Source organism: Streptomyces sp. SID14515, from assembly GCF_010548505.1.
Taxonomy (GTDB): domain Bacteria; phylum Actinomycetota; class Actinomycetes; order Streptomycetales; family Streptomycetaceae; genus Streptomyces; species Streptomyces caviscabies.
Genome location: NZ_JAAGMH010000143.1, coordinates 134,136 through 160,122, shown reverse-complemented (window position 1 = coordinate 160,122; position 25,987 = coordinate 134,136). Strand labels below are relative to the sequence as shown.

20 protein-coding genes are annotated in these 25,987 nt (G+C 71.8%); 3 read left to right on the top strand and 17 right to left on the bottom strand.

All coding sequences use genetic code 11. The features are described from left to right. Positions 1–29 precede the first annotated feature (29 nt). The 15 genes from G3I54_RS34880 to G3I54_RS34810 all read right to left on the bottom strand — a co-directional run bounded on the left by G3I54_RS34880 (position 30) and on the right by G3I54_RS34810 (position 20,394). Entirely contained in the window at positions 30–1,448 is a 1,419-nt protein-coding gene (locus tag G3I54_RS34880; RefSeq protein ID WP_164620866.1) for a nucleotide pyrophosphatase/phosphodiesterase family protein, read from the bottom strand. After that, positions 1,445–2,620: a metabolite traffic protein EboE gene (gene eboE / locus G3I54_RS34875; protein WP_164620863.1), complete on the bottom strand. Its 1,176-nt coding sequence runs from the start codon at positions 2,618–2,620 to the stop codon at positions 1,445–1,447. Before eboE ends, G3I54_RS34880 begins: the two co-directional genes overlap by 4 nt. 7 nt (positions 2,621–2,627) lie before the next feature. After that, the gene (locus G3I54_RS34870; RefSeq protein WP_137228871.1) at positions 2,628–3,476 is read right to left on the bottom strand and encodes a TatD family hydrolase; all 849 of its coding nucleotides are present in this window, start codon (positions 3,474–3,476) and stop codon (positions 2,628–2,630) included. Beyond that, positions 3,476–4,174 (bottom strand): EboA domain-containing protein, encoded by a 699-nt coding sequence (locus G3I54_RS34865; protein WP_164620852.1) that lies wholly within the window; start codon positions 4,172–4,174, stop codon positions 3,476–3,478. Before G3I54_RS34865 ends, G3I54_RS34870 begins: the two co-directional genes overlap by 1 nt. Next, a complete protein-coding gene (locus tag G3I54_RS34860; RefSeq protein WP_164620850.1) occupies positions 4,168–5,040 on the bottom strand; it encodes a sugar phosphate isomerase/epimerase family protein in 873 nt (290 codons plus the stop codon). Before G3I54_RS34860 ends, G3I54_RS34865 begins: the two co-directional genes overlap by 7 nt. Further along, on the bottom strand, positions 5,037–6,491 hold the full coding sequence (locus G3I54_RS34855; protein WP_343240503.1) for an SCO3242 family prenyltransferase: 1,455 nt from the start codon (positions 6,489–6,491) through the stop codon (positions 5,037–5,039). Before G3I54_RS34855 ends, G3I54_RS34860 begins: the two co-directional genes overlap by 4 nt. Further along, positions 6,488–7,744, bottom strand: a complete 1,257-nt coding sequence (locus tag G3I54_RS34850; protein ID WP_343240502.1) for an inositol-3-phosphate synthase — start codon at positions 7,742–7,744, stop codon at positions 6,488–6,490. Before G3I54_RS34850 ends, G3I54_RS34855 begins: the two co-directional genes overlap by 4 nt. Positions 7,745–7,839: 95 nt before the next feature. After that, a complete protein-coding gene (locus tag G3I54_RS34845) occupies positions 7,840–11,559 on the bottom strand; it encodes a ThuA domain-containing protein (protein WP_164620848.1) in 3,720 nt (1,239 codons plus the stop codon). A 289-nt stretch (positions 11,560–11,848) separates the two neighbouring features. Beyond that, entirely contained in the window at positions 11,849–12,853 is a 1,005-nt protein-coding gene (locus G3I54_RS34840; RefSeq protein ID WP_164620846.1) for a sugar phosphate isomerase/epimerase family protein, read from the bottom strand. Between the two features lie 13 nt (positions 12,854–12,866). Continuing rightward, positions 12,867–14,099, bottom strand: coding sequence for a Gfo/Idh/MocA family oxidoreductase (locus tag G3I54_RS34835; protein ID WP_164620844.1), 1,233 nt, complete (start codon positions 14,097–14,099; stop codon positions 12,867–12,869). Positions 14,100–14,170: 71 nt separating this feature from the next. Next, positions 14,171–15,205, bottom strand: a complete 1,035-nt coding sequence (locus G3I54_RS34830; protein WP_164620842.1) for a substrate-binding domain-containing protein — start codon at positions 15,203–15,205, stop codon at positions 14,171–14,173. Between the two features lie 100 nt (positions 15,206–15,305). Continuing rightward, entirely contained in the window at positions 15,306–16,358 is a 1,053-nt protein-coding gene (locus tag G3I54_RS34825) for an ABC transporter permease (protein ID WP_164620840.1), read from the bottom strand. After that, entirely contained in the window at positions 16,355–17,878 is a 1,524-nt protein-coding gene (locus G3I54_RS34820; protein WP_164620838.1) for a sugar ABC transporter ATP-binding protein, read from the bottom strand. The genes G3I54_RS34825 and G3I54_RS34820 overlap by 4 nt, the downstream gene beginning before the upstream one ends. A 227-nt stretch (positions 17,879–18,105) precedes the next feature. Beyond that, complete coding sequence (locus tag G3I54_RS34815; protein WP_164620836.1) at positions 18,106–19,287, bottom strand: ROK family transcriptional regulator; 1,182 nt, start codon at positions 19,285–19,287, stop codon at positions 18,106–18,108. A gap of 147 nt (positions 19,288–19,434) precedes the next feature. After that, a complete protein-coding gene (locus G3I54_RS34810; RefSeq protein ID WP_164620834.1) occupies positions 19,435–20,394 on the bottom strand; it encodes a beta-ketoacyl-ACP synthase III in 960 nt (319 codons plus the stop codon). A gap of 244 nt (positions 20,395–20,638) precedes the next feature. Here G3I54_RS34810 and fdhD point away from each other — a divergent pair, with 244 nt between their 5' ends. Next, entirely contained in the window at positions 20,639–21,496 is an 858-nt protein-coding gene (gene fdhD / locus G3I54_RS34805) for a formate dehydrogenase accessory sulfurtransferase FdhD (protein WP_164620832.1), read from the top strand. Positions 21,497–21,558: 62 nt separating this feature from the next. Here fdhD and G3I54_RS34800 read toward each other — a convergent pair whose 3' ends face one another. Then, on the bottom strand, positions 21,559–21,774 hold the full coding sequence (locus G3I54_RS34800; RefSeq protein WP_030623563.1) for a DNA-binding protein: 216 nt from the start codon (positions 21,772–21,774) through the stop codon (positions 21,559–21,561). Between the two features lie 19 nt (positions 21,775–21,793). After that, the gene (locus G3I54_RS34795; protein ID WP_164620830.1) at positions 21,794–22,834 is read right to left on the bottom strand and encodes a bile acid:sodium symporter family protein; all 1,041 of its coding nucleotides are present in this window, start codon (positions 22,832–22,834) and stop codon (positions 21,794–21,796) included. Between the two features lie 119 nt (positions 22,835–22,953). Here G3I54_RS34795 and G3I54_RS34790 point away from each other — a divergent pair, with 119 nt between their 5' ends. Both G3I54_RS34790 and G3I54_RS34785 read left to right on the top strand, forming a co-directional pair. Beyond that, entirely contained in the window at positions 22,954–23,835 is an 882-nt protein-coding gene (locus G3I54_RS34790) for a LysR substrate-binding domain-containing protein (RefSeq protein WP_164620828.1), read from the top strand. 305 nt (positions 23,836–24,140) lie between these two features. Then, complete coding sequence (locus tag G3I54_RS34785) at positions 24,141–25,940, top strand: AMP-dependent synthetase/ligase (RefSeq protein WP_164620928.1); 1,800 nt, start codon at positions 24,141–24,143, stop codon at positions 25,938–25,940. Positions 25,941–25,987 lie beyond the last annotated feature (47 nt).

Below are 25,987 nucleotides of genomic sequence, written 5' to 3'. Positions count from 1 at the left end.
GTGCGGTGCCGGGTGCGTGACGGGGATTGTCAGTGCAGTCCGGCAAGCTGGAGGAGCAGGGACTTCACTTCGGTGGCCCTGACCCGTTCGGTGAACGCGTGGGGGGTGGAGCAGAGGATGAGCGGACCTTCGTCGTCGCTCTCGGGGAGGCGGCCGTGGCTGCCTCGAATAGGTGAGGGGTCCAGGGGGACGACCGCCATGCGGTAGCGCAGGCCGAGCTTCTTGCGGGCGACCGCCGAGACGGCCTTGACCCGGACGTAGGGGTCCTGGGGGTCCATGAAGAGCTCGACGGGGTCGTAGCCGGGCTTGCGGTGGATCTCGACGAGCTGGGCGAAGTCGGGGGCGTGTGCGTCGTCGAGCCAGTAGTAGTAGGTGAACCAGGCGTCCTTCTCCGCGACGGCGACCAGTTCGCCGGAGCGGGGGTGGTCCAGGTGGTGCGCCTTCTTGCCCTCGTCGTCGAGGAGCTGCTCGATGCCGGGCAGGTCCGCGAGGGCCGCCCGGGTCGCCTCCAGGTCCTCGGGACGGCGTACGTAGATGTGGGCGAGCTGGTGGTCGGCGACGGCGAAGGCGCGTGAGGCCATCGGGTCCAGGTATTCCATGCCGTCCTGGGTGTGGACCTCCAGCAGGCCCGCCCGGCGCAGGGCGCGGTTGATGTCGATCGGCCGGTCGACGCGGGTGATGCCGTATTCGGAGAGCGCGACGACGGTACGTCCCTCGGCGCGGGCGTCGGCCAGCAGCGGGGCCATGGCCCGGTCGAGGTCGGTGGCGGCCTGGTGGGAGCGGGGGTCGTCGGGGCCGTAGCGCTGGAGGTCGTAGTCCAGGTGGGGCAGGTAGCAGAGGGCGAGGTCGGGGGTGCGGGTGGCGATGATGTGCCGGGTGGCGTCGATGATCCACTGGGAGGAGACCAGGTCGGCGCCGGGGCCCCAGAAGTGGAAGAGGGGGAAGGTGCCGAGTTTGTCGGTCAGTTCGTCGTGCAGGGCGGGGGGCCTGGTGTAGCAGTCGGGTTCCTTGCGGCCGTCGGCGTAGTAGACGGGGCGTGGGGTGACCGTCCAGTCGGTGTCGGCGCCCATCGCGTACCACCAGCAGATGTTGGCGACGGTGTAGCCGGGGTGGGCGCGGCGGGCCGCGTCCCAGAGTTTGTCGCCCTCGACGAGCCCGTTGTGCTGGCGCCAGAGCAGGACGTCGCCGAGCTCGCGGAAGTACCAGCCGTTGGCGACGATGCCGTGTTCGGCGGGCATGGTGCCGGTGAGGAAGGTCGACTGGGCGGCGCAGGTGACGGCGGGCAGCACGGTGGAGAGCGGTGCCTGGGCGCCCTGCTCCCCCAGGGCCCGGAGGTTCGGCATATGGGCCAGCAGCTGGGGGGTGAGGCCGACGACGTCGAGGACGAGGAGCGGGGTGGGGCCGCCGGTCTCCTGTGCGGTTTCCGTGCCGGGTTCGGGCGTGCTCATGGCAGTTCCTTGAGGCCGAGGTCGACCAGGAGGTCGCGGGCGAGGGTGAGTTCGGCGGCGATGCCGTCGGCGAGCTGGGTGCGGGTGCGGGGCCGCAGTTCGGCGGGCAGCGCCTGCCAGGTGTACGTCTCGACCTCCAGGTGCCGGGTCAGGGGCGCGGGTCCGCCGACGAGCCGGGCGAGCGTGTCGCGCAGGACGGGCAGGGTCGAGGTCAGCGGGGGCGCCGGGGGTGCGTGCAGGGGTACGTGGAAGTGGGCGCGCCAGGGGGTGGAGTCGGGGAGCGCCCGACCGGTGACGGCCTCGTCGAGGTCATCGGTGCCACGCAGCCCGGCGGCGGTGCTGGTGCGGGTCTGGTGCAGGAAGCGTGGTTCGGCGAATTCCGCGAGCGCGGTGCGGACCTCGGGCAGGTGCGGGTGCTCGGCGTGCAGGGCGGCGGAGAGCTGGGACTTGACGACGCGGACGCCGGCGGCGGTCAGGGCGTCGAGTGCGGTGCCGGGGTCCTCGAAGGAGGTGGCGAGGTGGCAGGTGTCGACGCAGATGCCGATGCGGTCGTGGCCGACGTCGGTGAGCGGGGCGATGGCGTCGGCGGTGGTCTCCACCGTGCAGCCCGGTTCCGGTTCGAGGCCGATGCGGATGGACTTGCCGGTCAGTTCGGCCAGGGCGTCGAGGCGCTGGGCGAGCGTGGTGAGGGCGGCGCGTGCGGTGCGGGCGGCCTCGGGGTCGCCGTCGTAGGGGGTGCGCCAGGCGAGCGGCAGGGTGGAGATGGTGCCCTCGGTGACGTCGTCCGGGAGCAGGGCGGCCAGGAGGCGGGCGAGGTCGGTGGTGTGGGCGAGGCGGTCGGGTTCGGTCCAGTCCGGCCGGTAGACCCGGTATTTGACCTCGTCGGCGCCGAACCCCTCGTACGGGAAGCCGTTGAGGGTGACCACTTCGAGGCCGCGGCTGTCGAGTTCGGCGCGCAGGGCGCGGAGTTCGGCGGGGTCGTTGATCAGGGTGCGGGCGGCGTCGCGGGCGAGCCAGAGGCCGATGCCGAGCCGGTCCCGGCCGAGCCGGCGGCGGACGGGTTCGCAGTGGTCGCGGAGCTGGGCGCGGACGCCGTCCAGGGTTTCGGCGGGGTGGACGTTGGTGCAGTAGGCGAGGTGGACGGTGGAGCCGTCCGGGTGGCGGAAGCGCATGGCCGCCTCACTCCCCGCCGCGCAGGATGGAGTTGCCCTCGTGGAGTGGATCGGGGGCCGGGACGTCCAGCTGGAGGCGGCCGCTCTGGCCGTAGAAGGCGACGGGGTTGCGCCACAGGACCTGGTCGACGTCGTCCTCGGTGAAGCCGGCCTTCAGCATGGCGTCGGCGACCTTGCGGGTCTTGAGGGGGTCGCTCTTTCCCCAGTCGGCGGCCGAGTTGACGAGGATCTTCTCGGTGCCGTGGTTCTGGAGGATGGTGACCATCCGGTCCTCGTCCATCTTGGTGTCCGGGTAGATGGAGAACCCGGCCCAGCAGCCGCTGTCAGTGGCGGCCTTTACGGTTGTCTCATTGAGGTGGTCGAGCAGGACGAACTCCGGGGGGAGGTTCGATTCGCGGATGACGTCGATGGTGCGGTGCAGACCGGCGAGCTTGTCGCGGTGCGGGGTGTGGACGAGGGCGGGCAGCCCGTGGTCGGCGGCGAGCTGGAGTTGGGCGGCCAGCGCGTGGTCCTCGGCCGGGGTCATCGAGTCGTAGCCGATCTCGCCGACGGCGACGACGGAGTCCTTGACGAGATAGCGGGGCAGCGCGTCCAGGACGGGGGTGCAGCGGGGGTCGTTCGCCTCCTTGGGGTTGAGGGCGAGCGTGCAGTGGTGCGCGATGCCGTACTGCGAGGCGCGGAAGGGCTCCCAGCCGAGGAGTGCGTCGAAGTAGTCGAAGAAGCTGGCGGGCGAGGTGCGGGGCTGGCCGAGCCAGAAGGAGGGCTCGACGAGCGCGCGGACGCCCGCGTCGTACATCGCCTGATAGTCGTCGGTGGTGCGGGAGGTCATGTGGATGTGGGGGTCGAAGATGCGCATCAGGACTCCTCCGTGGGGGCGGGGGCTGCGGGAGCGGCTGCCGGTGGGGCGGGCTGGTTCCGCTCGTCGGCCGGGGCGGTGAGCGCGAGGACCGTGCGCAGGTCTTCGGGGACGGCGCGGCCGGCCGCGGTGCGTTCGGCGGCGAAGTCGCCGAGCATGCGGGCGAGTTCGGCGTCGCCCTCGGCCCGGTCGGCGAGCCGGGCGACGGCCGCGACCGGCACCTCGGTGAACAGGCACTTCAGTACGGCGTGCCGCCAGGCGTGGGCGTCGAGGTGGTCGGCGGCGTAGGGGCCGACGGCGGCGGCGACCAGCCGGGTGTCGTTGGCGCGCAGGGCGTCCTCGACGAGCGGGAGGGCGGTGTCGCCGAGGTCCAGCCGGTGCAGGGTGAGGAGGACGGCGCGGCGTTCGGCGGCGGTGCCCTGTTCGTAGAGCCGGGTGACGGAGGGCAGTGGGGCGCGGGCCTCGACGAGCAGGAGGGAGCGTACGGAGTCGGCGTGTTCCGGTCCGCAGTGCCGGCCTGCGGCGGCGTAGCGCAGCTCCCACGGTGGAGAGGCGTAGGGGCTTGCCTCCGGGCGGGGGGCGTCGGGGGTGGCTGCCGCACGGGCCGCGTCGTGGGCTGCCTCGGCGAGGGCCTCGTCCAGCCAGGCACGGGCGGCCCCGCCGAGTTCGGCGTCCAGTTCTTTGCGGGACTTCAGCACGGGGCGCCTCCCTTGGTCGCGGTACCGCGAGTCATGGCGTCGTGCAGGAAGTCGATGGACGCGCGGGCCAGTTCGGGGCCCGCGTGGGAGTGGCGGGGCAGTTCGACGACGGTGAGGCCGCGGTAGTCCGAGGCGGCCAGGGCGGCGAGCACGGGCGGGAAGTCGATCTCCCCGTCGCCGAACGGGAGGTGCTCGTGGACTCCGCGCCGCATGTCCTCGATCTGGACGTGCCGGAGCCAGGGGGCGGAGTCCTTGATGCACTCCACCGGCGAGGCGTCCTCCAGGCACTGGCAGTGGCCGATGTCGAGGGTGAGGCCGAGCGGTCCCGGGTCGCCGAGGAGGCCGCGCAGGTGGTGGAAGTCGGCGAGGGTGGCGAGGAGGTGACCGGGTTCGGGCTCGATGGCGAGAGGGATGCCGGACCGGTCGGCGGCTTCCAGGACCGGGGCGATCGCTTCGGTGAGCCGTTTCCACGCGGTGTCCGTCGAGGTGCCGGGCGGGGTGATGCCGCTGAAGCAGTGGACGGCGTGCGCGCCGAGTTCGGCGGCCACGTCGACGGCGCGGACGAGCAGCGCGGTACGGGCGGCGCGGGCGTCGGGGTCCGGGTCGAGGAGGGAGGGGCCGTGCTTGCGGCGCGGGTCGAGGACATAGCGGGCGCCGGTCTCCACGGTGACCCGGAGCCCGAGGGAGGTGAGCCTGCGCCGGACCTGGCGGGTGCGTTCGGCGAGGTCCGGGGCCATGGGGTCCAGGTGCATGTGGTCGAGGGTCAGGCCGACGCCCTCGTAGCCGAGGTCGGCGAGCAGGCCGAGGGCGTCGTCGAGGCGGAGGTCGGTGAGCCCGTTGGTGCCGTATCCGAGGTGGAGGGTCATGTGAGGCTCACCTTCCGGGAGAGGCTGCGGGCGAGGGGGACGAGCCCCATGACGGCGAGTCCGGTGACGGGCGCCCCGGCGCGGGCGGCGAGCGCGGCCTGGAGCGGGATCATGGCCCGGATGCCCCCGCCGACCGCCCGCTGGGTGAGCGGCGGTGACGGGTTCAGCGCTGCGTGCAGGAGGGGTGGTCCGGCGGTACGGAGGTAGGCGCCGGTGAGCGCGATCACCAGGAGCCGGAGGGGGTCGGTGGCCCAACCGGGGAGGGCTTGCCCGAGGGAGCCCACGGGTTGCGGGCTCGCGCCGAGGACGGCGGACCACCCGGGGAGGCCCGCGCCCTGAGGCCTCGGGCCGACGGCGGCCCGCCCGGTGCGGCTCGCGTCCCGCAGCCCTGCCCCGCCGTGGTCCGTGGTCGCACCGGGGCTGTCCGGGGCCCGTCCACGGGGCGCTCTCAGCACCGCTGCCGCGAGTGCCGTCGTCGTGGCCAGCACCGCGAGCGGTGTTCCGGTGGAGCCGCCCTGTGCCTCGTGGCGCGATACGGCGGTGACGCCGTAGGTGTGCGCCCCGAGCACCAGGGCTGCGGGCAGCGCGGGCAGGGATGCCGTCAGCGCGCCTGGCGTCGGCGCGGCCGCCGACGTCCCGGCAACGTTGTCGCGTGAACGGCTCCGGCCAGGTGCGCGGCGCACGCCCGTCGCCGTGGCCGTCGCCGTCGCGCCCAGCAGCAGGTCCAGCGAGCGGGCCGCGGCCATCGCCGCCGGGCCCGCCTTCGTGTGCTTCAGGTGGAGGTCGTAGGCCCAGACCGTGGCGGCCAGGCCCGTGGCCACGGTCAGCGCGGGGCGGCCGGCCCGGGCCGCCAGGGCGAGGCCCGTCGCGGTCAGTACCCCGGCCGCGCCCAGGGCCGCCGCCGGGCTGATGTGGCCCGAGGGGATCGGGCGGTGCGGGCGGTCCACGGCGTCCTCGTCGCGGTCGGCCCAGTCGTTGAGGGCCATCCCGGCCTCGTACAGGCACAGCGACGCACCGATCGCCAGTGCGGTGCCCCGGCCGGGCCGGCGGCCCACCGCCGCCGCGCCCGCCAGCGCGTCCCCGGGCACGGAGAACAGGGCGGAGACGCGGAGCAGTTCCGCCCAGGCCCGCAGACGTGCCCGGGGCGTGCCCCGGTCGGCGCCCGGGCCGGTAGCCCGGTCCGAGGCCCGGTCGGCGCTCTGCTCGGTGTCCCGTCCGGAAGCCGCGTGCGACCGGCTAGCGTCCGGGGCGTCAGCGCCCTGTTCTCCGTTCCGGCCCGTGGGGGGCGGTCCGGGCCTGTCCGGTGCGGGCGCAGTCCCACCCGCACCGGACAGGCTGTCATCGGTCACGGCGGACGGGCCGCCGTGTGCAAAACCGTTCCGCCGCCCGGTCGGGAGCACCGACAGGGCCGCCACCAGCGCGGTCTGGACGGCTCGCCTTCGCCGCCTCACGCCTGGGCCCGCAGCCGCTCGGCGAAGGAGAGCAAAGTGGCGTACTGCTCGGCGAGCGCCGCCGAGGTGCCGCCGTCCGGGTCCTTGAAGTAGAAGCCCAGCTCCGGCAGCGGGCCGCTGATCCCGGCCTCGTGGGCGCGGGCGAGCAGCCGTGCCAGGTCCAGGACCAGCGGGGCCGCGAGGGCCGAGTCGCAGCCCTGCCAGATGGTCTGGAGGATCATGCGGGAGCCGAGGAAGCCGTCGAAGGCGATGTGGTCCCAGGCGGTCTTCCAGTCGCCCATCGCGGGCACGTCGTCGATGTGCACCTCGCCCTCGGGGGCGGTGCCGAAGGTGTCGGCCAGGACGCGTTCCTTGCCGGCGTTCTTCGCGGCGGCGGCCGCCGGATCGGCCAGCGCCGCCCCGTCCCCGCCGCCCAGCAGGTTCGATCCGGACCACGCCCGTACGGCGAGGGCGCGCTGGAGGAACATCGGGGCGAGCACGGAACGGAGCAGCGTCTGGCCGGTCTTGCCGTCGCGTCCGGCGTGGGGAAGTCCGCTGGAGGCGACGGTGTCGGTGAGCGCGGGGGTGCGCAGTCCGGTGGAGGGGGTGAAGTTGGCGTAGGCACAGCCCGCGCGCAGGGCGGCGGCCGCGTAGAGCGAGCTGGCGGGCAGCCGGGTGTCGTCGGGGCCGGGCGCTGGTTCGGTGGAGGCGACGTTGACGACGACGGTGCGGGCCAGGTCGTGGCGGTGGGCGAAGTCGGTGAGGTCGGCGGCGAACGCGGCGATGAGTTCCTGGTCGCTGCGGGTGTCGCCGGGGAGCGGTCCGCCGGGGCGGATCTCGGCGTCGGCGGCGTCGAGTTCGGCGCGTACGGCGGAGGGAAGTCCGTGCGGCAGCACTCCGCCGTCGGCCAGCGCCTCGGCCCGCTTGGACAGCGGGCAGTCGAGGGTGTCGTGGCCGCCGAAGACCAGGTCGGTCAGGGCGGGCAGACCGCTGTCGGCGAAGGGAGGCGTCTCGGTGACCATGCCGGTCGGCGGGTGCAGGCCCGCGGCGATGGCGGCGCAGCCCGCGGTGGCGGTGGTCGCCACGGAGCCGCGCGCTCCGATGAACCAGACGCCGGTACGGCCCGCGACCTCCGAACGGTCCGCGGCGCCGGCCAGGCCCGCGATCTCCGTACGGCCCGTGGCACCCGTGGCGCCGGGGGCCTCCGAGTGGCTCGGGGCGTCGATGCGGCCTGGGGCGTCGGTTCGGCCTTCACGATCGGCGTGTGCGGTCACGGGCTGCCTCCCTGGGGGGATGTCGGGGGTGGTGGACGACGGGCGGGGGAAGGTGTGAGTGCTTCCCCCGCCCGTCGTCGGCAGAGGCGGCCGCCCTACTTCGAGGGCAGCTCCTTCAGTTGGATGTTGCGGAAGGACACCTGGTCGTCGGCTCCGTGGTTCTGGAGGCCGATGTAGCCGTCCTTCAGGCTGCGGGCCGGGTCGGTGTTGGTGAAGTCGTTGATCTTCGCTCCGTTGAGGAAGATCTGCAGACGTTCGCCCTGGACCTTGATCTCGTAGCTGTTCCACTGTCCCGGGGGCCGCAGGACGCGGTCACGGGCCTTGATGTTGGCGGACTTGAAGGTGTAGACGGCGCCGGTGGTGCGGTCGGCGGCGTCCGTGGCGTCGATCTGGATCTCGTACCCGTTGTTGACCGCCGACCAGGGGTCGTCGGACTCCGGGAAGCCCACGAAGACACCGGAGTTGTCGTCGCCGGCCATCTTCCAGTCGAGCTTGAGCGAGTACGACTTCAGTTCCTTGGCCTGGTAGGTGAGCAGACCCATGCCGCCCTCGGAGTGCAGGGCGCCGTCACTGACGGAGAACTTCCCCGGGCCGGCCTGCTTCCATCCCTCCAGCGTCTTGCCGTTGAAGATGGGCCGGTAGTCCTTGTCCGGCTTGCAGTCGGCCTTGACCTGACCGGTGGCGTAGCGCAGGCCGCCCAGTACGTGGCTGCGGAACTCCGGTTCGGCGTAGGACTCCTTGGTGTGGCCGAGGCCGGTGTAGAAGGAGCGGCCGCCCTCGTAGGTCTGGCACCAGGAGATCGGGTGATCGCCCTTCATGTTGCCGCCGGTGTAGGTGGTCTCGTCGAGGGTGGCCAACACCTTGGCCTTGTCCCGGGGGTTGGTGCGGTAGTTGTACCACTCGTCGGTGCGCTCCCACTCCTCGTCCAGGTGGGCGGTGGCCGGATGGTCGTGGTCCTCGACGCGGACGGTGGCGGGCTGGATCTGCGGGTGCGAGTCGAAGTAGGCGCCGACGAGGCCGCCGTAGAACTCCCAGTCGTACTCGGTGTCGGCGGCAGCGTGGATGCCGACGTAACCGCCGCCGGTGGCCACGTAGTTCTCGAACGCCTTCTGCTGCTCGGCGTTGAGGACATCACCGGTGGTGGAGAGGAACGCGACGGCGTCGTAGCGGGCCAGGTTGCTGGTGGTGAACTGGGCGGCGGACTCGGTGGAGTCGACCGTGATGTTGGTGTCCTTGCCAATCTCCTTCAGGGCGGCGATGCCGTCCGGGATGGAGTCGTGGCGGAAGCCGGCGGTCTTGGAGAAGACCAGGACGCGCTTGGCGGTCTTGTCGACCGGGGTGTTGGACAGTTCGAAGTCGTCGATGTCGTAGAGGGCTCCGTCGCCGCCCTTGAAGACGAGGAAGAGTTCGGTCTGCTTCTTGGGCGCTCCGCGCAGCGGGATGTCGATGTCCTGGAAGGTGTCCCAGCTGCCGGTCACCGGCACCGGGCCCGAGCCGAGGATCTTGCCGGTGGGCGATCCGGTGCGCACTTCGAGGAAGCCGCCGGAGCCGGCCGAGGAGATGCGGGCGGTGAGCTTGGTGGTGTTGCCGAGGACGTAGGTGTCGAAGGAGATCCAGTCGTCGTTGTGGATGTCCCCGACGGTCTTTCCGCCGTGTGCGCTGGACTTGCTCGGCGTGGTGACGCCGGAGGAGTCGTCGAAGTGCTCGGCCTGGCGGTGCCTGGGCTGGAGCCGGGAGGTGTCCTTGCCGGTCAGCTTGGCCTGGCCGCCACCGCCGTTGTCGGTGTACGAGGCCGAAATGCCGCCGTAGATGTTGGCGTTGGGGTCGTGGCCGCCTTCCATGGCGGTCTTGATGGTGCCCTCGCAGCCGTGCTCGGTGGTGATGTCGTGGCCGTGGCTGTCATGGCCCAGGGTGAACTTGACCTCGACCTTGGTGCAGTCGATGGTGCCGTCCTCCGGGTCGCTGACGTTCACCTTGAACGGCACGGAGTCACCGAACTCGAAGAGCTGCCCGTCCTCGGGGAGCACCAGCTCCACGGTCGGGGCGGTGTTGCCGACGGTGACGTGGACGCTGGCGGAGCCGGTGCGGCCGGTCGGGTCCTCGGCGGTGAGGGTGGCGGTGTAGGTTCCGTTCTTCTTGTACGTGTACGTGGGGTTGGCGGCGGTGGAGGTGCCGCCGTCACCGAAGTCCCAGGAGTAGGTCAGCGGGTCGTCGTCGCCGTCCGCCGTGCCGGCCGAGGAGAACTTCACCTTCAGCGGTGCGGTGCCCGAGGTCTTGTTCGCCGAGGCCTCGGCGATGGGCGAGCGGCCTCCGGTGGCGTTCTCGATGCGGTAGAGCGCGGAGTTCTCGTCGCCGCCGAACCAGGCGAGGCCGTAGTCCAGGACGTACAGCGCCCCGTCCGGGCCGAAGGCCATGTCCATGACCTGCGTACCGGACCACGGCACGTCGTTGATGGACTGGACGCCGCCGTCGGCGTCCTGCTCGATACGCTTGATCCACTGGCGGCCGAACTCACCGGCGAAGAAGTCGCCGTCGTAGGCCTCGGGGAACTTCACCGGGGAGTCCAGGTCCGCGTCGTAGCGGTAGACGGGTCCGCCCATCGGGGACTCGGAGCCGGTGCCGAACTCGGGCAGCGAACCGCCGTCGTACGGAATCCACGCGGCCTCGGCCGGCGGCAGGTCGACGAGTCCGGTGTTGTGCGGCGACTCGTTCTTCGGGGCGGCGCAGTCGAAGGCCGCGCCCGAGGTCTTGGTGGCGAAGTCGTAGTCGATGTAGGGCTCGTTGTCGCCGACGCAGAAGGGCCAGCCGAAGTTGGCGGCCTTCGTCACCCGGGCGAACTCGACCTTGCCGGCCGGTCCGCGCTTGGGGTCGGCCGCGCCCGCGTCGGGGCCGTAGTCGCCTACGTACACGGTGCCGGTGGCCTGGTCGACGGAGAAGCGGAAGGGGTTGCGGAAGCCCATCGCGTAGATCTCGGGGCGGGTCTTGTCCGTCCCGGGCTCGAAGAGGTTGCCCTCGGGGACGGTGTACGAGCCGTCCTCGGCGACCTTGATGCGCAGGATCTTGCCGCGCAGGTCGTTGGTGTTGCCCGAGGTGCGCCGGGCGTCGAACGCCGGGTTTCGGTCGGGGCGTTCGTCGATCGGCGTGAAGCCGTCGGAGGCGAAGGGGTTGGTGTCGTCGCCGGTGGAGAGGTAGAGGTTGCCCTCGGCGTCGAAGTCGATGTCACCGCCGACGTGGCAGCAGGTGCCGCGCGAGGTGGCGACGTCCAGGACCTTCTTCTCGCTGGCGTTGTCGAGCGTGCCGTCCTCGTTGAGGACGAAGCGGGAGAGCCGGTTGACACCTTCGAACTTCGCGAAGTCGGCGGCGGTGCCGGTCTCCGGGGCGTCGCCCGCGGGGGTGTCCAGCGGGGGTGCGTAGAAGAGGTAGATCGCCCGGTTCTCGGCGAAGTCCGGGTCGACGCCGACGCCTTGGAGGCCTTCCTCGTCGTGCGTGTACACGGGGAGGGTGCCGGAGATCCTGGTGTTGCCGGCGCTGTCGGTGATCCGCAGCTCGCCGCTGCGCGAGGTGTGCAGCACGCTGCGGTCGGGGAGGACGGCGAGCGACATGGGCTCGCCGGTCTCCTCCGCGCCCTTGGCCAGGGTGACTTGCTGGAAGTCCTCCGCCACGGGCTCGTCGTGGCCCGGGTGACCCGGGTGGGCGGTGGCGCCGGGAGCGGAGCCGAGGGTCAGGGTCGCGGCGGCGAGAAGCCCGCCGGTGAACAGCGCGAGCGTTTTACGGACGCGGGTCCGGGCCAGGAGCCGCTTTCTGGTTCTGTGCACGTTGGTCCTCCGGAGAGTGCCGGTTGTACGGGCGGGTGTAGCCGTGCCGTGCCGCGCGGGGACTGCCGCGCGTGCGTCACCGGGGTCGGGAGCGACCCCGGTGACGCGAGTCATGTCGTGTACACGTGGTGGACGGTAGACCTGTTCGTCCTCGACGGAAAGCCCTTGTGCAACAGGTAAGTCGAACTTCTGCTTCCGCCAGGACAAAGCGATTTCCGGGCAGGGCGAGGCAGCCCCGGGGGCTGGGGCCCGATGTACGGATCATGCCCCCGGGGCCCGGCAGAGCGTGCTACTCGCCGCCGCCGAAGGCCGCGTCGAAGGAGGCCGACGGCGGGTCGAAGTCGAACCGCTTGAGGCTGGCAAGCGCTTCCGGAGCGCCGTGCAGCCGGTCCATGCCGGCGTCCTCCCACTCCACGGAGACCGGGCCCTCGTAGCCGATGGACCGGAGCATCCGGAAGACGTCCTCCCAGGGCACGTCGCCGTGGCCGGCGGAGACGAAGTCCCAGCCGCGCCGGGGGTCGCCCCAGGGCAGATGCGAGCCGAGGCGGCCGTTGCGGCCGTCGAGGCGCTTGCGGGCCTCCTTGCAGTCCACGTGGTAGATCCGGTCGCGGAAGTCGTACAGGAAGCCGACCGGGTCGAGGTCCTGCCAGACGAAGTGGCTCGGGTCGAAGTTCAGCCCGAACGCGGGCCGGTGGTCCACCGCTTCGAGGGCGCGCTTGGTGGTCCAGTAGTCGTAGGCGATCTCGCTCGGGTGCACCTCGTGGGCGAAGCGCACCCCCTCGGCGTCGAAGACGTCCAGGATCGGGTTCCAGCGCTCGGCGAAGTCCTCGTAGCCCCGCTCGATCATGTGCGGCGGAACGGGCGGGAACATCGCGACGAGGTGCCAGATCGAGGAGCCGGTGAAGCCGATGACCGTGTCGACGCCGAAGGCGGCGGCGGCCCGGGCGGTGTCCGCGATCTCCGCGGCGGCCCGCTGCCGTACGCCTTCGGGCTCGCCGTCGCCCCAGATGCGGGCGGGCACGATGCCCTGGTGGCGTTCGTCGATCGGGTTGTCGCAGACCGCCTGGCCGACCAGGTGGTTGGAGATCGCGAAGCACTTCAGCCCGTACTTGTCGAGCAGTTGGTGCCTGCTGTCCAGGTAGCCGGGGTCGGCGAGCGCCTTGTCGACCTCGAAGTGGTCGCCCCAGCAGGCGAGTTCCAGTCCGTCGTAGCCGAAGTCGCGGGCGTGGCGGCAGACCTCCTCCAGCGGGAGGTCGGCCCACTGGCCGGTGAAGAGGGTGAAGGGGCGGGGCATGGGCGGCGACCTCCTAGGCGGGGACCGGAGTGTGGACGGAGTTCTTCGCGGCGCTCTCCTCGACGGCGGCGAGCACCCGCTGCACCTGGAGCCCGTCCGCGAACGAGGGCCGGGGCGCGATGCCTTCGGCGATCGTGTGGACCACGTCGCGGGCCTGGTGGACGAAGGTGTGCTCGTAGCCGAGGGCGTGGCCCGGCGGCCACCAGGCCTCCAGGTAGGGGTGCTCGGGTTCGGTGACGAGGATGCGCCGGAAGCCCGCGGTGGCGGCGAGTTCGGTGTGGTCGTGGAAGGACAGTTCGTTGAGCCGCTCCAGGTCGAAGGCGAGCGAGCCCAACTCCCCGTTGATCTCCAGGCGCAGAGCGTTCTTGCGCCCCGCCGCCATCCGGGTGGCCTCGAAGGAGGCCAGTGCGCCGGAGGCGAGGCGGCCGGTGAAGATCGCCGCGTCGTCCACGGTCACCTCGCCCCGCTCCACCGTGTCGGCGCTGCCGGAAAGCCCGGCCGAAGCCCCGGAGAACAGGGGCCTCTCCCGTACGAAGGTCTCCGAGACGGCGGACACCCCGGTGATCAGCTCGCCCGACAGGAACTGGGCGAGGTCGACGATGTGCGCGCCGAGGTCGCCGAGCGCGCCGGAGCCGGCGTGTTCGCGCTTGAGCCGCCAGGTGAGCGGGGACGCGGGGTCCACCAGCCAGTCCTGGAGATAGGTGGTCCGCACATGGCGCAGCGGGCCGAGCCGGCCGTCCGCGATGAGCCGACGGGCGTAGGAGATCGCGGGCACCTTGCGGTAGTTGAAGCCCACGATGGCCGTCTGCCCGCGGGCGGCGGCCGCTTCGGCGGCGCGGACCATCGCCTCGGCCTCGGCGACGTTGTTGGCGAGCGGCTTCTCGCACAGCACGTGCTTGCCCGCCTCCAGGGCGGCGATGGCGATCTCCGCGTGGCTGTCGCCCGGGGTGCAGATGTCGATCAGCTGGACGTCGTCCCGGGCGATCAGGGCCCGCCAGTCGGTCTCCGCCGCGGCCCAGCCGTGCCGGGCGGCGGCGGCGTCGACCGCCGCACGGTCGCGTCCGCAGATCGCGGCGAGAGCGGGCCGCAGGGGCAGGTCGAAGACGTGTCCGGCGGTGCGCCACCCCTGGGAGTGGGCGGCGCCCATGAACGCGTATCCGACCATGCCGACCCCGAGCGTTCCCGGTGACGCCTGCTGCGGCGACGGTGCTGGGGCTTGCGTTTCCGTCTCTTGACTACGGGCCATGCGGACTTCCTCCTCATCGGTGTGCGGTAACGGGCCGGGGGATGCGCTCTCCGCATCCCCCGGAGTCCCGGTCAGTTGAAGCCCGTCGGCAGGTACTGGTCGATGTTGTCCTTCGTCACGACCGCGGAGTACAGGGTCAGGGAGGTCGGGATCTCCATCTCGGAGAGGCCGCTGACGCCCTTGCTCTGGCCGAGCGCCCGCGCCAGGTCGATCGCGGACGCGGCCATGGTCGGCGGGTAGAGGACGGTCGCCTTGATGACCGAGTTGTCGGCCTTGATGGCGTCCATCGCGGACTTGGCGCCGGCGCCGCCGACCATGATGAACTCGTCGCGGCCCGCCTGCTGGATGGCGCGGAGCGCTCCGACGCCCTGGTCGTCGTCGTGGTTCCACAGGGCGTCGAACTGCTTCTGCGCCTGGAGGAGTTGGGCCATCTTGGCCTGGCCCGACTCGACGGTGAAGTCGGCCGCCTGACGGGCCACCAGCTTGATGTTGGAGTAGTTCTTGAGGGCGTCGGCGAAGCCCTGGCTGCGCTGCTTGGTCAGCTCCAGGTTGTCGATCCCGGCGAGCTCGACGACCTTGGCGTTCGGCTTGTCCTTGAGCTGCTCGCCGATGTAGTGCCCGGCGTTGAGGCCCATGCCGTAGTTGTCGCCGCCGACCCAGCAGCGGTAGGCCTGCGGGGAGGCGAAGATGCGGTCCAGGTTGACGACCGGGATGCCCGCCTTCATCGCTTCCAGGCCGACCTGGGTGAGCGCCTTGCCGTCGGCGGGGAGGACGACGAGGACGTCGACCTTCTTGTTGATGAGGGTCTTGACCTGGCCGATCTGGGCGGCGGTGTCGTTGGAGCCCTCGGTGATCTCCAGGGTGACGTCGGAGTACGTCTCCGCCCGGGACTTGGCGTTCACGTTGATCGCGTTGAGCCAGCCGTGGTCGGCCTGCGGTCCGGCGAAGCCGATGGTGACCGCCTTGCCCGGCTTGTCGTCGGCGGGGGCGCTGTTGCCGGCGGGCTCCGTCTTCTTGGGCTCGTTGCTGGTACAGGCGGTGAGGAGCGCGCCCGCGGAGACGGCGGCGGTTCCGAACAGCAGCCCTCTGCGGCTGGTTTCTGGCATGACGGTCTGACCCTTCATCCGGTGGGTGCTACGAGGTGCGGGTGCGGGGGGTTCGCTCAGGTGCCGGTGGTGTCCGGGGTGCTCAGGGCACTCGGGGTGCTCAGGTCTCCCCGCCGCGCAGGGTGCGGCGCTGGACCAGGACGGCGGCGACGATGATGGCGCCCTTGGCGATCTGCTGGACGTCGCTCTGGAGGTTGTTGAGCGCGAAGATGTTGGTGATCGTGGTGAAGATCAGGACGCCGAGGACGGAGCCGACGATGGTGCCCCGGCCGCCGCTGAGCAGGGTCCCGCCGATGATCGCGGCGGCGATGGCGTCGAGCTCGTACAGGTTGCCGTTGGTGTTCTGGCCGGAGCCGGCGAGCACGATCAGCATGAAGGCGGCGATGCCGCAGCACAGCCCCGACAGCAGGTAGAGGTACAGGCGCTGACGGCGGACGTCGATGCCGGCGAGCCGGGCGGCCTCCGCGTTGCCGCCGACGGCGACGGTGCGGCGGCCGAAGGTGGTCCGGTTGAGGATCAGCCAGCCGACGACGGTGACCACCGCGAACATGATGACCAGCGGCGGGATCCCGAGGATGTAGGAGTCGGGCAGACCGAGGTCCAGGACCGAGTCGACGGTGACGATCTGGGTCTTGCCGTCGGTGATCTGGAGGGCGAGTCCGCGGGCCGAGGCGAGCATGGCCAGCGTCGCGATGAACGGGACCATCCCCCCGTACGCGATGAGGACGCCGTTCACGAGTCCGGCGGCGAGGCCGACGATCACCGCGGTGAACGCGATGCCCGCGAAGCCGTACTCCTGGGTGGCCAGGGTCGTCGCCCATACCGAGGCGAGGGCGACCATCGCGCCGACGGAGAGGTCGATGCCGCCGCTGATGATGACGAAGGTCATGCCGACGGTGACGACACCGATGACGGAGGCCTGGGTCAGGATCAGCTGGAGGTTGCCGGTGTCCAGGAAGGCGTCCGGTTCGGTGATGCCGCCGACCAGGATCAGGGCGGCGAGGACGCCGAGCAGGGACAGGATCCGGACGTCGAGCCGCAGCCCGAGGGCCGGCCTGCCGCCGCCCGGCTTCGAGGGCGGTGCGTCGGAGGGGCCGGTGGGAGCCCCCTTGTCCGGCCCGTTGTGCTGCGCCGACGGGGCGGGCTGTGTCATGGCGTCGGGCTCCCTTCCATCACGAGGTCGAGTACGCGGTGCTCGTCGAGCTCCTGGGCGGGGGCCCGGTGGACCACTTCGCCCTCGCGGAGGACCAGCACCCGGTCGGCGAGGCCCAGGACTTCGGGCACTTCGCTGGAGACGAGCAGAACGGCGAGGCCTTCGTCGGCCAGCCGGCGGATCACGGCGTAGAGCTCGGCGCGTGCGCCGACGTCGACGCCACGGGTGGGTTCGTCCAGCAGCAGCACCCGGCAGCCGCGCAGCAGCCAGCGGGCGAGGACGGCTTTCTGCTGGTTGCCGCCGGAGAGCGTGCGGACGGCGGCGTCCGGGTTGTCGGGCCGCATCTGCAGTTCGCGGGTGGCGCTCCGCGCGGCCTTCCGCTCGCCGCCCCGGTCGATCCAGCCGATCCGGGCGAAGCGGGAGAGGGAGGAGACGGAGACGTTACGGGTGACCGACTCGGTCATCAGCAGGGCCTGCGCCTTGCGTTCCTCGGGGGCGAGGCCGATGCCCGCGGCGACGGCGGCGCGGACGCTGCCGGGGCGGAGCTGCTTGCCGGCGACGGTGACGGTCCCGGTGCTCGCCTTGCGGGCGCCGTAGATCGTCTCCAGGATCTCCGAGCGGCCCGAGCCGACGAGCCCGGCCAGGCCGACGATCTCGCCGGGCCGCAGTTCGAGGTCGACGGGGGCGAACTCGCCCTTGCGCGACAGGCCTTGGACCCGGAGCACGGGTTCCGCTGTGGCGGCGGCCGGCTCCTCGGGGCGCGGCGGGAAGACATAGGCGACGTCCCGGCCGGTCATCATGGCAACGATGTCGCGGGTGGGGGTGTCGGCGGCGGGCAGTCCGACGGCGACGGTCCGCCCGTCCTTGATGACGGTGACCCGGTCGCCGATGCGGCGGATCTCCTCCAGCCGGTGCGAGATGTAGACGACCGCCACCCCGTCGGCGGTGAGGCCGTCGACGATCCGGAAGAGGTTGTCGACCTCGTCGGGGTCCAGGGCGGCGGAGGGCTCGTCCATCACGATGAGCCGGACGTCGTGGGAGAGCGCCCGCGCCATGGAGACGATCTGCTGCTGGGCGGCGGAGAGGTCGCCGACCTGCCGGGCGGGGTCGATCTCCGGGTGACCGAGGCGGGCCAGGAGCGCCTTCGCCGCCGAACGCCCTTCTCCCGTACGGACGATGAAGCCCGCGCTGGTCGGCTCATGGCCGAGGAAGACGTTCTCGGCGACCGACAGGCCCTCGACCAGGTCGAGTTCCTGGTAGATGGTGGCGATGCCCAGGCGCATGGCGGCGATCGGCGACTTGAGCTGGACGGTTTCGCCGCGCCAGGTGATCTCGCCGTCGTTGGGCTGGTGGGCTCCGGCGAGCACCTTGATGAGGGTGGACTTGCCCGCACCGTTCTGGCCGAGGAGGCAGTGGACCTCGCCGGCCTGGACTTCCAGGTCGACGCCGTCCAGGGCGCGCACGCCCGGGAAGAGCTTGGTGATGCCTGACATGGTGAGCAGGGGTGGTTCTGGTGCCATGACGAATCCCCTCGGCGAATGGGGTCTCCCCTGCTCGGGCGGTGCCGAGGGGCCGGGGAGGGCCGGTGAGCGGACAGGGCGCAGGGCTGGAGGTGCCGTGGAGCCGGCGGCACCGCGAACGGCTGCTGACTAGTACCTGACGAGCTGATACCTGACGGGATCAGGGACCTGACGAGTACCTGACTGACGCTGTGGTGACGGTTGCGGTGGTGCGTACCGGCCCGTGGTCAGGCCGGTGAGAAGAGGTGGTCGCTGATGAGCCGGGCCGCGCCGATCACTCCGGCGGTGGGCCCCAACTCGCCCAGCACGATGGGGAGATTGCCGGTGGCCAGGGGCAGGGACTGCTTGTAGACCTGGGTACGGACACTGGCGAGGAGGTTGTGACCGAGGCCGGTGACCCCGCCGCCGATCACCACCAGACCGGGATTGAAGAAGCTGACCAGACTCGCGATGACCTGGCCGAGCCGGTTGCCGCCCTCACGGATCAGATCGAGCGCGGCGGAGTCGCCGGCAGCGGCGGCGGCCGCCACGTCGGCGGCGGTGAGGCGGCCCGCCGCCTCCAGCCGGACGGCGAGCTCGGGCGAGCGGCCCTCCCGGGCGGCGTCCTCCGCGTCCCGGGCGAGGGCGGCGCCGCTGAAGTGGGCCTCCAGGCAGCCCTTGTTGCCGCAGGCGCAGGACCGGCCGTCCGGGTCCACCTGGATGTGCCCGATGTCTCCGGCGCTGCCGGTCGTACCGCGGTAGACCTCGCCGCCGACGACGATGCCGCAGCCGATACCCGTACCGATCTTGACGCAGAGGAAGTCGCCCACGGAGCGGGCCACGCCCGCGTGCTGCTCTCCCATGGCCATGAGGTTCACGTCGTTGTCGACCATGACGGGGCAGCCCAGCTCCTGGCTGAGCGCCTCGCGGACCGGGAAACCGTCCCAGCCGGGCATGATCGGCGGCGCGACCGGCACGCCCTCGGGGAAGCGGACGGGGCCGGGGACCCCGATGCCCGCGCCGTCGAAGCCCTCGGCGAGCCCGGAGGCCCGCAGTTTGGCGGCCATCGACAGGACCTGCTCGAAGACGGCGACGGGCCCCTCCCGCACGTCCATCGGGTGGTTGAGGTGTCCCAGTACCTCCAACTCCGCGTTGGTGACGGCCACATCTATCGAGGTAGCACCGATGTCGACCCCGAGGAAACGCAGTTCGGGAGCGAGCCGGATGTTGTGCGAGCGGCGCCCGCCGCGCGATGCGGCGAGTCCGTCGGCCACCACCAGGCCGGTCTCCAGCAGCCGGTCCACCTCGACGGCGAGCTTCGAGCGCGAGAGCTCGACCTGATCACCCAGTTGCGCACGGGAGTTGGGGCCCCCGTCGCGCAGCAGTCGGAGCAGCCGCGCCTGATGCGCGTTCGCGGGTCGTGCCGTCATACGTCTCACGCGTCCCTCCCCGCCACATCGGCCAGTCCGTCGGGCTTTCGAGGGGAACGTAGCAGCGCTTTCCCGGAGTGGGAAGAAGTTGCGCAGGAATCGGCCCCAACTTTCTCCACACCCAGGACAAAGATGCGCGGGGAGCGGTCAGGGGCAGCGGATGACCTGGCCCGCGTAGGAGAGGTTTCCGCCGAATCCGAAGAGCAGGACGGGCGCCCCGGAGGCGACCTCGCCGCGCTCGACCAGCTTGGACAGGGCCATCGGGATGGAGGCGGCCGAGGTGTTGCCGGAGTCCACCACGTCCCGGGCGATGACGGCGTTGACCGCGCCGATCTTGCGGGCCACCGGCTCGATGATCCGCAGATTCGCCTGGTGCAGGACGACCGCGCCCAGGTCCTCCGGGGCGATGCCCGCCTTCTCACAGACCCGGCGGGCGATCGGCGGGAGCTGGGTGGTGGCCCAGCGGTAGACGGACTGGCCCTCCTGCGCGAAGCGCGGCGGCGTCCCCTCGATCCGGACCGCGTTGCCCATCTCCGGCACCGAGCCCCACAGCACCGGTCCGATGCCGGGCCCGTCCGGGGTGTCGGGTGCGGCCGGGTCGGCGGTGACGACCGCGGCGCCCGCGCCGTCGCCGAGCAGCACACAGGTGGAGCGGTCGGTCCAGTCCGCGATGTCGGCCATCTTGTCGGCGCCGATGACCAGCGCGCGGGTGGCCGCACCGGCCCGGATCGCGTGGTCGGCGGTGGCCAGCGCGTGCGTGAACCCGGAGCACACCACGTTGATGTCCATCACGGCGGGCGACCCCATGCCGAGCCGTGCCGCGACCCGCGCCGACATGCTCGGTGACCGGTCGATCGCGGTGGAGGTGGCGACGAGGACCAGGTCGATGTCCGAGGCCTGCAGACCCGCCGTGGCCAGCGCCTTGGCTCCCGCGTGCGCGGCCATCTCGTCCACCGGCTCGTCGGGGCCACCCACATGGCGGGTCTTGATGCCGACCCGGCTGGTGATCCACTCGTCGCTCGTGTCGACCATGGCGGCCAGGTCGTCGTTGGTGAGCACCTTGGCGGGCTGGTAGTGGCCGAGCGCCACGACACGTGAGCCGGTCATACGGGTTCCCATCGTCAGGTAGGGCAGGAAACATCCAGTCTTGGTCGCTACCGTCGGGTACGAGGGCACGTGATCCCACAGATATCCGGCCCACACGTTGGAGCATTGACAACAGCCTGGTCAGCGTGCTGAGCCGGCGGCTGCGACACGCCGGTGCGGGTGCCGGACAATGACGGGGTCAGGTTTCGGCTTCCGCCCACGGACGCGGAAGCCGCCGCACACGGACAGAATCGGGTTCACATCCATGGGACGGGTCACCGAACGCCGCCGCACCCTCCGCATCCGGGACGGTGCCGTCTCCTCCCGCGCAGACACCCTGGTGGCGGAGGAACCGCTGGAGATCCGTCTGAACGGCCGGCCGCTGGCCATCACCATGCGTACGCCGGGCGACGATTTCGCGCTGGCCGCGGGCTTCCTGGTCAGCGAGGGGGTGATCGCCGAGGGGGACGAGGTGCAGTCGATCGTCTACTGCGCCGGGGCGACGGCGGACGGCGTGAACAGCTACAACGTGGTGGACGTGAAGCTCGCGCCCGGGGTCGAGGTCCCCGACATCACGCTGGAGCGGAACGTCTACACCACCTCCTCGTGCGGGCTGTGCGGCAAGGCCAGCCTGGACGCGGTACGCACCACGACCCGGCACCCGGTGTCCGACGCTCCCCCGGTGCGGGTCACCCCGGAGCTGCTGTCCGCCCTCCCGGACCGGCTGCGGGCCAGGCAGCAGGTCTTCGACCGGACGGGCGGCCTGCATGCCGCCGCGCTGTTCTCCGAGGAGGGCGAGCTGCTGGACGTCCGCGAGGACGTGGGCCGGCACAACGCGGTCGACAAGCTGGTGGGCCGGGCGCTGACGGACCACCGGCTGCCCCTGTCACGGGCCGTTCTGCTGGTGTCGGGGCGGGCCTCGTTCGAGCTGGCGCAGAAGGCCGTGATGGCGGGGATCCCGGTGCTCGCGGCGGTCTCGGCGCCGTCCTCGCTGGCGGTGGACCTGGCGGCGGAGAGCGGGCTGACGCTGGTCGGCTTCCTGCGGGGCCCGTCGATGAACGTGTACGCCGGTGAGCACCGGATCGCGCTGGAGACGGCGGCGCCGCAGGTCCGACCCGCCTGAGGGACCGGGGCGGCCGCTCTCCGGTCACCGCCCCGGGTATCCGCCGTGCACCAGGCCGCCGCTCACTCCCCCGCGAAGGCCAGGCCTTCGGCGGCCAGCGCCTCGCGGAGGACCCCGATCGCCTTCGGGCCGACCCCGTGCAGCGCGAGCACCTCCGCGGCGGTCACGGTCGTGAGCTGGGCGAGGCGGGTGTAGCCCGCCGCCCGCAGAGCGCCGCGGGCCGGATTGCCCGCCCCGTGCGGGAAGTCGTCGGCGGGCGTACCGGGCTCGTCACTCATGGCATTCCCTCGCTGTCGGCTACCGGCTCACCGTAACCGGTGGGTCCGACAACGTCCCGGAGGCGGCGGCCGGGCCTCCGGGCGGTTCCGGGTCGCGGGAGCGGCGCTTGGCGATCACCGCGCAGACCATCAGCTGCGTCTGGTGGAAGAGCATCAGCGGCAGCACCGCCAGGCTCGCGTGCGCCCCGAAGATGACGCTCGCCATCGGCAGCCCGGCCGCCAGACTCTTCTTGGAACCGGCGAACTGGATGGCGATCCGGTCCTCCCGGTCGAACCCCAGCCGCCGTGCCCCGTACCAGCTCAGGGCGAGCATCAGCGCCAGCAGGACCACCTCGGCGGCGAGCAGACCGCCGAGCCGGGCCGGGGTGACCTGGTGCCAGACGCCGGCGACCATTCCCTGGCTGAACGCGGTGTAGACGACGAGCAGGATCGACCCCCGGTCGACCAGGCCGAGCACCTTCTTGTGCCGGGTGAGGAAGCCGCCGACCCAGCGGCGCAGCAGCTGTCCGGCCAGGAACGGGACCAGCAGCTGGAGCACGATCCGCAGCAGCGAGTCCGCCGAGAACCCGCCCCCGGTCGAGCCGAGGAGCAGGGCCGCGAGCAGCGGGGTCACGAAGATCCCGGCGAGGCTGGAGAAGGACCCGGCGCAGATCGCCGCGGGCACGTTGCCCCGGGCGATCGAGGTGAAGGCGATGGACGACTGGATCGTCGAGGGGACCAGGCACAGGAAGAGGAAGCCCGCCTGGAGCTCGGGCGTCAGCACGTACGGCACCAGGCCGCCGCTCGCCAGCCCCAGCAGCGGGAAGACGACGAAGGTGCAGGCCAGGACGGTGAGGTGGAGGCGCCAGTGCCTGAGTCCGTCGAGCGCCTCGGCCGTGGAGAGCCGCGCCCCGTAGAGGAAGAACAGCAGGGCGACCGCGCCGGTGGAGGCCCCGCCCGCCACATCGGCCGCGGTCCCCCGGGCGGGCAGCAGCGCCGCGAGGGCCACGGTCGCGGCCAGCGCCAGGATGTAGGCGTCGACCGGCAGCCAGGACGGCGGTCGCGGGATTCGGCGGGTCATGTGCGGGAGGCTCCGGCGGTAGGCGTTCCGTTTCGGCATCCATCCTGCTCCCGTACCGCGCCATCGGGAATCCTGTATTCCACTCTGACTGTCATCACGGAACCCGATAACGTGGCTCCATGGACGCCACGTACGACCCCGCCCAGCTGCGTACCTTCCTCGCCGTGGCCCAGACGCTCAGCTTCACCCAGGCCGCGCGCAGGCTCGGGGTCCGCCAGTCCACGGTCAGCCAGCATGTGCGGCGGCTGGAGGAGGCGACCGGGCGGCAGCTGTTCGCCCGGGACACCCATCGCGTCGACCTCACCGAGGACGGCGAGGCGATGCTCGGCTTCGCGGGGACGATCCTGTCGGCGCACGAGCGGGCCGCGGCGTTCTTCGCGGGCACCCGGCTGCGCGGCCGGCTGCGGTTCGGCGCCTCGGAGGACTTCGTGCTGACCCGGCTCCCCGAGATCCTGGAGTCCTTCCGCCGCGACCATCCGGAGGTCGAGCTCCAGCTCACCGTGGAGCTGTCCGGGACGCTGCACCGGCAGCTCGAGGCGGGCCGGCTGGATCTGGTGCTGGCCAAGCGGCGCACCGGTGACACGCACGGCGAACTGATGTGGCAGGACGCACTGGACTGGATCGGCGCACCGCAGCTCCGCCTCGATCCGGAGCGCCCCGTGCCGCTGGTCGTCTTCCCGCCACCTGCCATCACCCGGGCGCGCGCCCTGGAGGTGCTGGAGGAGCACGGGCGGGCCTGGCGGATCGCCTGCACGAGTACGAGCCTGAGCGGTCTGGTGGCGGCGGCGCGGGCGGGGCTGGGGGTGATGGCGCACTCGCGGGGGATGGTCCCGCCGGGCCTGGTGCCGGTTCCGGCCAGGACGGGGCTGCCGGAGCTCGGCAACGTCGACTTCGTCCTGCTGCACGGGAACCGGCGGGGCGCGGCCCAGGAGGCGGCCGACGCGCTGGCCTCGGCGATCCTGGCGGGCGGCGACCGGCTGCACCGCGGGACCGGCGGCTAGAGAAGCGACCCACGCTCTCCGCCCCCGGCGCGGGCCTCTCCGCCTCCGGCGCGGGCCGGCCGTGGTAGCAGCGGGCGGATTCGGTGGAGATTCCGGCGCGAGCCGCTTACCCCTCCGTCAGAACTGGACCGGGCGGACGCCCGAGCCTTGCCCATCTGGCCGGATTTCGACGGTTGACCTGTGCGGACGACTCGGTGTGCGGAGGCTCCGGGCCCCTCCCGCCGGGCCCCCGCTTGGGGTAGCGTCGCGGCGCTGTGCGGAGCGCCATTAGGAGCATGTCATTGCGCGATTTCACTGTCCCACCCCTGGCGGCGGCGCCTCAAGTAGGCGGTCTGGCCGATGTGGTGTTCGACTACGCGGAGGACGATCCGCACCGCGTCGCGCTCGGCCGCAAGGACGCCGAGGGCCAGTGGCGTGATGTGACCTCCGGGGAGTTCCGCGATTCCGTGCTGGCGCTGGCCAAAGGGCTGATCGCGCACGGGGTGCGGTTCGGCGACCGGGTCGCGCTGATGTCCCGTACGCGCTTCGAGTGGACGCTCTTCGACTTCGCGCTCTGGACGGTCGGGGCCCAGTCGGTGCCGATCTACCCGACGTCCTCCGCCGAGCAGGTCCTGTGGATGCTGCACGACGCCGAGGCGGTGGCGGTGATGGTCGAGCACGAGGACCACGCGATGACCGTCGGTTCGGTGATCGACCAGCTGCCGCATCTGAAGCGGCTGTGGCAGCTCGACGCCGGAGCGGTGGACGAGCTGCTCGTGGCGGGCGCGGGCATCGACGACGAGGTGGTGCAGCGGCACCGGCGCGCGGTGACGCCCGATTCCGTGGCGACCGTCATCTACACCTCGGGGACGACGGGCCGCCCCAAAGGGTGCGTGATCACTCACGCGAGCTTCATGTTCGAGAGCGACACGATGGTCACGCGCTGGGAGCCGGTGTTCCATTCCAGGCCCGGCGACGAGGCGGCCACGCTTCTCTTCCTGCCGCTGGCCCATGTCTTCGGGCGGATGGTCGAGATCGCGGCGGTCCGCGGCCGGGTCAAGCTCGGCCACCAGCCGGAGCTGTCGGCGAACGCGTTGATGCCGGACCTGATGACGTTCCGGCCGACGTTCATCCTGGCGGTGCCGTACATCTTCGAGAAGGTGTTCAACGGGGCCCGGCGCAAGGCCGAGGCGGAGGGCCGCGCCGGACCGTTCGACAAGGCCGTCGACATCGCGGTGAAGTACGCGGAAGCGCTGGAGCAGAAGGCGTTCGGCGACGGGCCCGGTCCTTCGGCCGGGCTGCGCGTGCAGCACCAGTTCTTCGACAAGGTCGTCTACAAGAAGGTCCGCGACGCGATGGGTGGCCGGGTGCGGCACGCGATGTCGGGCGGCTCGGGCATGGACCGCCGGCTCGGGCTGTTCTTCGCGGGCGCCGGGGTGACGGTCTTCGAGGGGTACGGGCTCACCGAGTCGACCGCGGCGGCGACGGCGAACCCCCCGGAGCGGACCCGGTACGGCACGGTCGGCCAGCCCATCCCCGGCACCTCGGTGCACATCGCGGACGACGGCGAGGTGTGGGTGCACGGACCGAACGTGTTCTCCGGCTATCTGGGCAACCCGGGGGCCACCCGGGCCGTGCTGCAGGACGGCTGGCTGGCGACCGGGGACATCGGTGCGCTGGACGAGGACGGCTATCTGACGATCACCGGGCGGAAGAAGGAGATCCTGGTGACGTCCGGCGGCAAGAGCGTCTCCCCGGCCGGTCTGGAGGAACGCGTACGGGCGCATCCGCTGGTGGCGCAGTGCATCGTCGTCGGCAACGACCGCCCGTACATCGCGGCGCTGGTCACCGTCGACCAGGAGGCCGTGGACCACTGGCTGTCGATGCAGGGCCGCACCCCGCTCGGCCCGGCCGACCTGGTGCGCGACCCGGACCTGGAGATGGAGGTCCGCCGGGCGGTGGTGGCCGCCAACACGGCCGTGTCGCAGGCCGAGTCGATCCGTACGTTCCGGATCCTGGCCCATCCGTTCACCGAGGAGCTGGGGCTGCTGACGCCCTCGCTGAAGCTGAAGCGCAAGGCGATCGAGACGGCGTACGCGGTCGAGGTCGACGCGCTCTACCACTGACCCGGCGGCGACGGGGCGGCGCGATCGAGGCCGCCGGAAGGGGGCGG

Bases quoted from the DNA above. Each gene is read 5' to 3' on its own strand.
- eboE (WP_164620863.1), bottom strand. From the start codon at position 2,620: ATGCGCTTCCGCCACCCGGACGGCTCCACCGTCCACCTCGCCTACTGC.
- G3I54_RS34800 (WP_030623563.1), bottom strand. From the start codon at position 21,774: ATGAGTGACGAGCCCGGTACGCCCGCCGACGACTTCCCGCACGGGGCG.
- G3I54_RS34870 (WP_137228871.1), bottom strand. From the start codon at position 3,476: ATGCGCATCTTCGACCCCCACATCCACATGACCTCCCGCACCACCGAC.
- G3I54_RS34835 (WP_164620844.1), bottom strand. From the start codon at position 14,099: ATGGCCCGTAGTCAAGAGACGGAAACGCAAGCCCCAGCACCGTCGCCG.
- G3I54_RS34795 (WP_164620830.1), bottom strand. From the start codon at position 22,834: ATGACCCGCCGAATCCCGCGACCGCCGTCCTGGCTGCCGGTCGACGCC.
- G3I54_RS34825 (WP_164620840.1), bottom strand. From the start codon at position 16,358: ATGACACAGCCCGCCCCGTCGGCGCAGCACAACGGGCCGGACAAGGGG.
- G3I54_RS34860 (WP_164620850.1), bottom strand. From the start codon at position 5,040: ATGACCCTCCACCTCGGATACGGCACCAACGGGCTCACCGACCTCCGC.
- G3I54_RS34880 (WP_164620866.1), bottom strand. From the start codon at position 1,448: ATGAGCACGCCCGAACCCGGCACGGAAACCGCACAGGAGACCGGCGGC.
- G3I54_RS34810 (WP_164620834.1), bottom strand. From the start codon at position 20,394: ATGACCGGCTCACGTGTCGTGGCGCTCGGCCACTACCAGCCCGCCAAG.
- G3I54_RS34820 (WP_164620838.1), bottom strand. From the start codon at position 17,878: ATGGCACCAGAACCACCCCTGCTCACCATGTCAGGCATCACCAAGCTC.
- fdhD (WP_164620832.1), top strand. From the start codon at position 20,639: ATGGGACGGGTCACCGAACGCCGCCGCACCCTCCGCATCCGGGACGGT.
- G3I54_RS34815 (WP_164620836.1), bottom strand. From the start codon at position 19,287: ATGACGGCACGACCCGCGAACGCGCATCAGGCGCGGCTGCTCCGACTG.
- G3I54_RS34840 (WP_164620846.1), bottom strand. From the start codon at position 12,853: ATGCCCCGCCCCTTCACCCTCTTCACCGGCCAGTGGGCCGACCTCCCG.
- G3I54_RS34830 (WP_164620842.1), bottom strand. From the start codon at position 15,205: ATGCCAGAAACCAGCCGCAGAGGGCTGCTGTTCGGAACCGCCGCCGTC.
- G3I54_RS34790 (WP_164620828.1), top strand. From the start codon at position 22,954: ATGGACGCCACGTACGACCCCGCCCAGCTGCGTACCTTCCTCGCCGTG.